This is a genomic window from Adhaeribacter aerolatus (genome assembly GCF_007991635.1).
In the GTDB taxonomy this organism is placed as follows: Bacteria; Bacteroidota; Bacteroidia; order Cytophagales; family Hymenobacteraceae; genus Adhaeribacter; species Adhaeribacter aerolatus.
In genome coordinates, this window is record NZ_BJYS01000067.1 from 1 (window position 1) to 4,603 (window position 4,603).

3 protein-coding genes are annotated in these 4,603 nt (G+C 37.1%); all 3 read right to left on the bottom strand.

Annotated features, from left to right (window positions below; all coding sequences use genetic code 11):
* On the bottom strand, positions 1 to 1,308 hold a 1,308-nt coding region (locus AAE02nite_RS25920), incomplete at its 3' end, for an Ig-like domain-containing protein (protein WP_146905752.1).
* A 667-nt stretch (positions 1,309 to 1,975) separates the two neighbouring features.
* Positions 1,976 to 2,656, bottom strand: coding sequence for a hypothetical protein (locus tag AAE02nite_RS25925; RefSeq protein ID WP_146905755.1), 681 nt, complete (start codon positions 2,654 to 2,656; stop codon positions 1,976 to 1,978).
* Positions 2,657 to 3,395: 739 nt separating this feature from the next.
* Positions 3,396 to 3,581 carry a hypothetical protein gene (locus tag AAE02nite_RS25930; protein WP_146905758.1) on the bottom strand — a complete coding sequence of 62 codons (186 nt, stop codon included), beginning with the start codon at positions 3,579 to 3,581 and terminating at the stop codon, positions 3,396 to 3,398.
* Between the last annotated feature and the right edge of the window lie 1,022 nt (positions 3,582 to 4,603).

Here is a 4,603-nt window from a genome sequence, read left to right on the forward strand (position 1 = left end):
GGTTAAAGTACCGTTAGAGCTAATAGGGCTTGCTGTGAAGGATCCCGAACCTAAATATTTTGCACTTATAGTATGACTTACAGAAGCACTCGAAGCATTTAAGGCACTAGGATTGTAATTATAAGTAGCAGTTCCTGTTGTTCCAGTTGAAATTTCTAAAGCTACAGAGCTACCTACCGCAACATCATTAACATAAAATTGAACATTACCTCCGCTTGGCTTTGGAGAAACTGTAGCGGATAAAAGAACAGAAGTATTTCCATAAGTGGTTGAAGCACTAGCAACAGAAGTTATTGTTGAAGTGGTAGAACTAAAAGAAATTTTTACTTCTCTTGAAGAAGAACATTCGCCATTAGTTATGGTCCAACGTAAAATATAAGTTTCGCCAGCAGTCCCATTGAAAGTAGCTGTTGGGTTAGTTGACGTAGAAGTTGTAGGAGTTGTTGAACCAAATGAACCACCTGTCCCACTTACAATGCTCCATGTACCTGCTCCAACTGAAGGCGTATTGCCAGACAATGTAGTTGAAGTGCCACTAAGGCTAAGTTGATCTACCCCTGCATTGGCTGTTGTTGGTAGGGCCGAAATTGTAAGAGGTATACCATTTTCAGGTCCAATAATGTAAGGGTTACTGGAAACAACTCTAATTTTATAAGCCTTTCCTGGAGGAGTAGATAATGGTATAGTGGCTTCAATTTTTAAGGAAGTACCAGTTGTTTTAGATGGTAACGTTCCAATATCTATGGGCGAAGAAAAATCTCCTGATGAATTACTAAGTTGAGCAGTAAAAACATTCCCATTATCAAAAGCTCCCCCTGCAGCAACAGCTTCGAAATTAACATTGACTGGGGTTTGGCCTACGCAAAATGAGGAGCCAGAAACAATAACACTATTACTTTTGAAACCAGCATCAGTAAAAATAGTAGTTGCTGTAGTTCCACTTTGACTTCCTTTAGCTGTAACAGTAAACGTAACCCCTAAATGCCTTTCTTCTACTTGGTAATCAATCTTCCAATTACCATTAGCATCAACGGCTACATCATATACATGATAATCAGGATAGTCAGGATATTCTTTTAACTCTACATGGACTTTTTGATCTAACGTCCAGCCGGAACCGGTAATGTGCGCAATTTGACCCGGAGAATAATCATCTTTATCAGATGTAACTGTTGGAGCGGGTAATCCGGCATCTACGTAAGCATCGCCTAAAGCGAATGCACCTACGGTACCGATAATGAAAAGGAAAACCAAGATGCCGTAGCGTCTGGCGTTTGCCTTTAATTGGGGGGGTAAGTGTTTAATCATAAATAGTTTTTAAATGGTGTTTAGTTGATTATTAGGTTTACTAATACCTGGGGCCTAACCAGTAACAAGAGGCTTTTCTGTTTAAATTGTGTGTTGTACAAGGGATTTATTGATTAGATGCTATTTTACTGTTACAAATATGGGCTTAAAAAGAAGAAGCAGGATATAATTTCGATGAACCATACGTTCTGCCCGCTAAACCGGTAGGTTCTTCAGATAAGTTATAGAATAAAGCTGTCAATATTTTATATTTAAAAAGTATATATTCTTATTAATATCGTTACAGATGCTTTATAATATTCATGCCGGATTTATAAATAATGTCAGATGTTTAATAAAACAGCATTTGAATTGAAACTGCGGTTGCAACATTCCTGTTTATGGAAAATGTTCCTAATGTAGGAATATTATTTTTTAATTTATAACAAAAGTTATAGAATCGGCCTTTACAATTAGTTAATGCATTTGTTAGTGCCTGTACTGGTGAATTGAGGCTATATTAATTTTCTAGTATTAGTTTAGACGGGTGCCATTACCAGGCTAGTTTATTACACTATAATATTTTAAGTATGTAGTTTTTCATATTTATTTAGCTGGAATTATTCGTAAGAGGTAAATTCAAATTAAACTAAAGTGTATTCTTAGCTGCTTTCCGGAGCTTTATTGCTTAAAGTTTATATGGCTTAATATTTATACTGGCCAGGGCTTTGTTCAGCGCCCGGATCTGGTCTTTGCCGCCGAAATATTCATAAGGATTGGTGCCACACAAATCGCAGGTTTGGTTAAGCTGCACCAAGGCTTTTAGCTGCGGGAAAATGGCCGTATGAAAACCATCCAGGAAGGAAAGCATGAGGCCATAATCTTCGGCGGATAAAACGGCCTGTTTGCTGCGTACTACCTTAATTAAATGGGTGAGCAGCCGCGCAATATGGTGCAGGTGCTGGCCCACGGCAGAAGTATTTAATAAATAGCGCAGGTGGCTGGTAAAAATGAGTGGGGCAATCTGGCCGTTGTGGTAATTCTGGTGCGTATCCGAAATGGTTTTTAAAGCTTTCTCTACTTCTTCGGGGCTAAACTTGTCGTTTTCCTGTTTAAACAGAGTAAATAATTCCAGAATATACCGGGTTGCTACTTCGGCATGAACCTTTTCTTTATCGGTGGCCAGCGCGCTTTGTTGCACCAGGGTGGCCTGCCGGCGTTCTCTAACGGCCTCAAATAAAATCAGGATACCGGCCAGCAAAAGCAGCGGGGTAGCTATGCCGCCGAAAGTAGCACCAATGGGTCCGGTAAGTGTTCCGTTAAACAGAGGCAAAAACGAAAAATATTTTTGTACAGGCAGCAGGAGCATTATTAGCGGTATAATAAAGGCTAATGCAGTTATCAAGATTAGGAGCCGGTGTTGGTGGGTGCTCATTAATACAGTTTATATCTAAATTTTTAAATTATATATTTAAAATTTTCTGTAAATATAGTAAAATATATATATTAAATATAAATGCAGAAAAATATTTTTATTTCAGCAAAATGTGTTAGGGTAGAATACTGGCGAAAAATGCAGCGGGGAGTTTTTAGAAGTCTTTTAAAAGAATAAACAGCCGTACCAGTAATAATTTTTTGAACTGGTAAGTAAAACATTATTATATGGCTAGGCTTAAGCCAGTACATAAAACCAGGAGTTTACGTAGGTAAGTACCCGGTGCAACAGGAGGGGGTAATCACGTTCAGAAACACTAAGGAATTTTTGCTCAGGCACATGCAAAAGAAGCAAGGTTCATGCGGAAAGGCCTGAAAATAATAAAGTTAGGTGTTAGGAAATTGCCGGCAAAATATAGCAGATAAAGTAAGAAGCAATATTTCTGGTACTGGTGCGCAGCCTGGTTCGGCACAGGTAAAACTAAGCCTAAGTGGCCTTTGGTTCTGTAAAAGGTTTGCGTAAAGTTGTTTAAATATAATCCGGATAGCCTTATAGCTTAGTTATTAAGCTAAAAGAGATGTTTGCATTGCTGGATGATTTAAGATAGCACAGAAATAAAGCGAAAGAGATAAGTGCTTTTTAGCCGGAATGGCTAAGCCGTTTAGGACTGTTTTTAACGATTTTCGTTGAGTTTCCGCAACCGAACCTCAATCATATGAATGGTGCGGCGCATGTCGTTTACAACGGCCTTCTGTTTTTCCTGCCCTAATGACTGTCTTAAATAAGTAAGATATTCTTTGCAATCAAACTTGCTCAGTTTATTAAGGTTGGCCTCATCTACTTTATCCAGAACCATCATTGTAATATTTAATTAAATATAGGTTATTATATTTAAATTTTTTATTTTAATCTGTATTCTAACCTGCTTTCGAACAATTAAATTAACGCATAATTAAGAATATTGCAAATCTGCTCTTTCGGATTAAGTATTAATATTTTAAAATTAAGTATTAATATCTTTTTTCTAATGCCGGTTCTATTTCATTCTGCTTCTTCTACTCGGTTGTGACTTAATAATGCTTAATCCTTCTTTTGCCTGGTAGCTAATGAAGCGTAGCTTTCGCAGCGAAATTGCCCAGCTAATATTAGGCTGCCGTATTTATAAGTGATTAAAGTAAACAACTTTTTAAGCGGAGCAAGACAGCCAGGGTGCTGTATAAGCAGGTGCTTGGCCGCCCAAATTAGTGGCACTTAGCAGGAGTGCCCCAATCAATCAGCTTAAATAAGGTGGGGAATTATAAATATACTTAAGCGAAGCCGGGAAGCATAAACGCGAAAGAACATAGGGCGCTAGCCTAACCGCTATTTAGGTTAATCAGGGCTGATTTTTAACCGTAATATTTTGTTCCTGCGTAAATTGGCACACTCGTTATATTGATTCTTGCATCATTGGTTTATTGCTGTAGCTCGGGAATATAAAATAGATACTATTGGGTTTTAAGAGACATTAATGGAGAAGAAAAGGTCCGGCAAAGCTTCATTCCTTTTATGGGTTAACTATTTCCTGCTCTTTATAGTAACTTTTTCGCTTTCAGATAATTCAAAAATAAAAACGCAATAATTTTAATATACATATTTAAATATGTAAACCTCTTGGTCATATTTATCGTAAATAATATCTGATAATTTTGAAAATAATTTAGTTATCTTTGTTTTTACCTGAAATATTATTTAATTAGTAAATATCTTGACTATTCGGAGATATTAGTAAAATGAAACAAATGTGAGCCGGTCTGAAGCCGTTAAGCATTTGCTTCGGATAGTTGGCATAATAATGGCTTTTGAACTGAACTGGTTTACTGCAAACACCATTAAAGTATT

Coding starts and splice junctions, on each gene's coding strand:
- AAE02nite_RS25930 (WP_146905758.1), bottom strand. CDS start 3,581: ATGATGGTTCTGGATAAAGTAGATGAGGCCAACCTTAATAAACTGAGC.
- AAE02nite_RS25925 (WP_146905755.1), bottom strand. CDS start 2,656: ATGCTCCTGCTGCCTGTACAAAAATATTTTTCGTTTTTGCCTCTGTTT.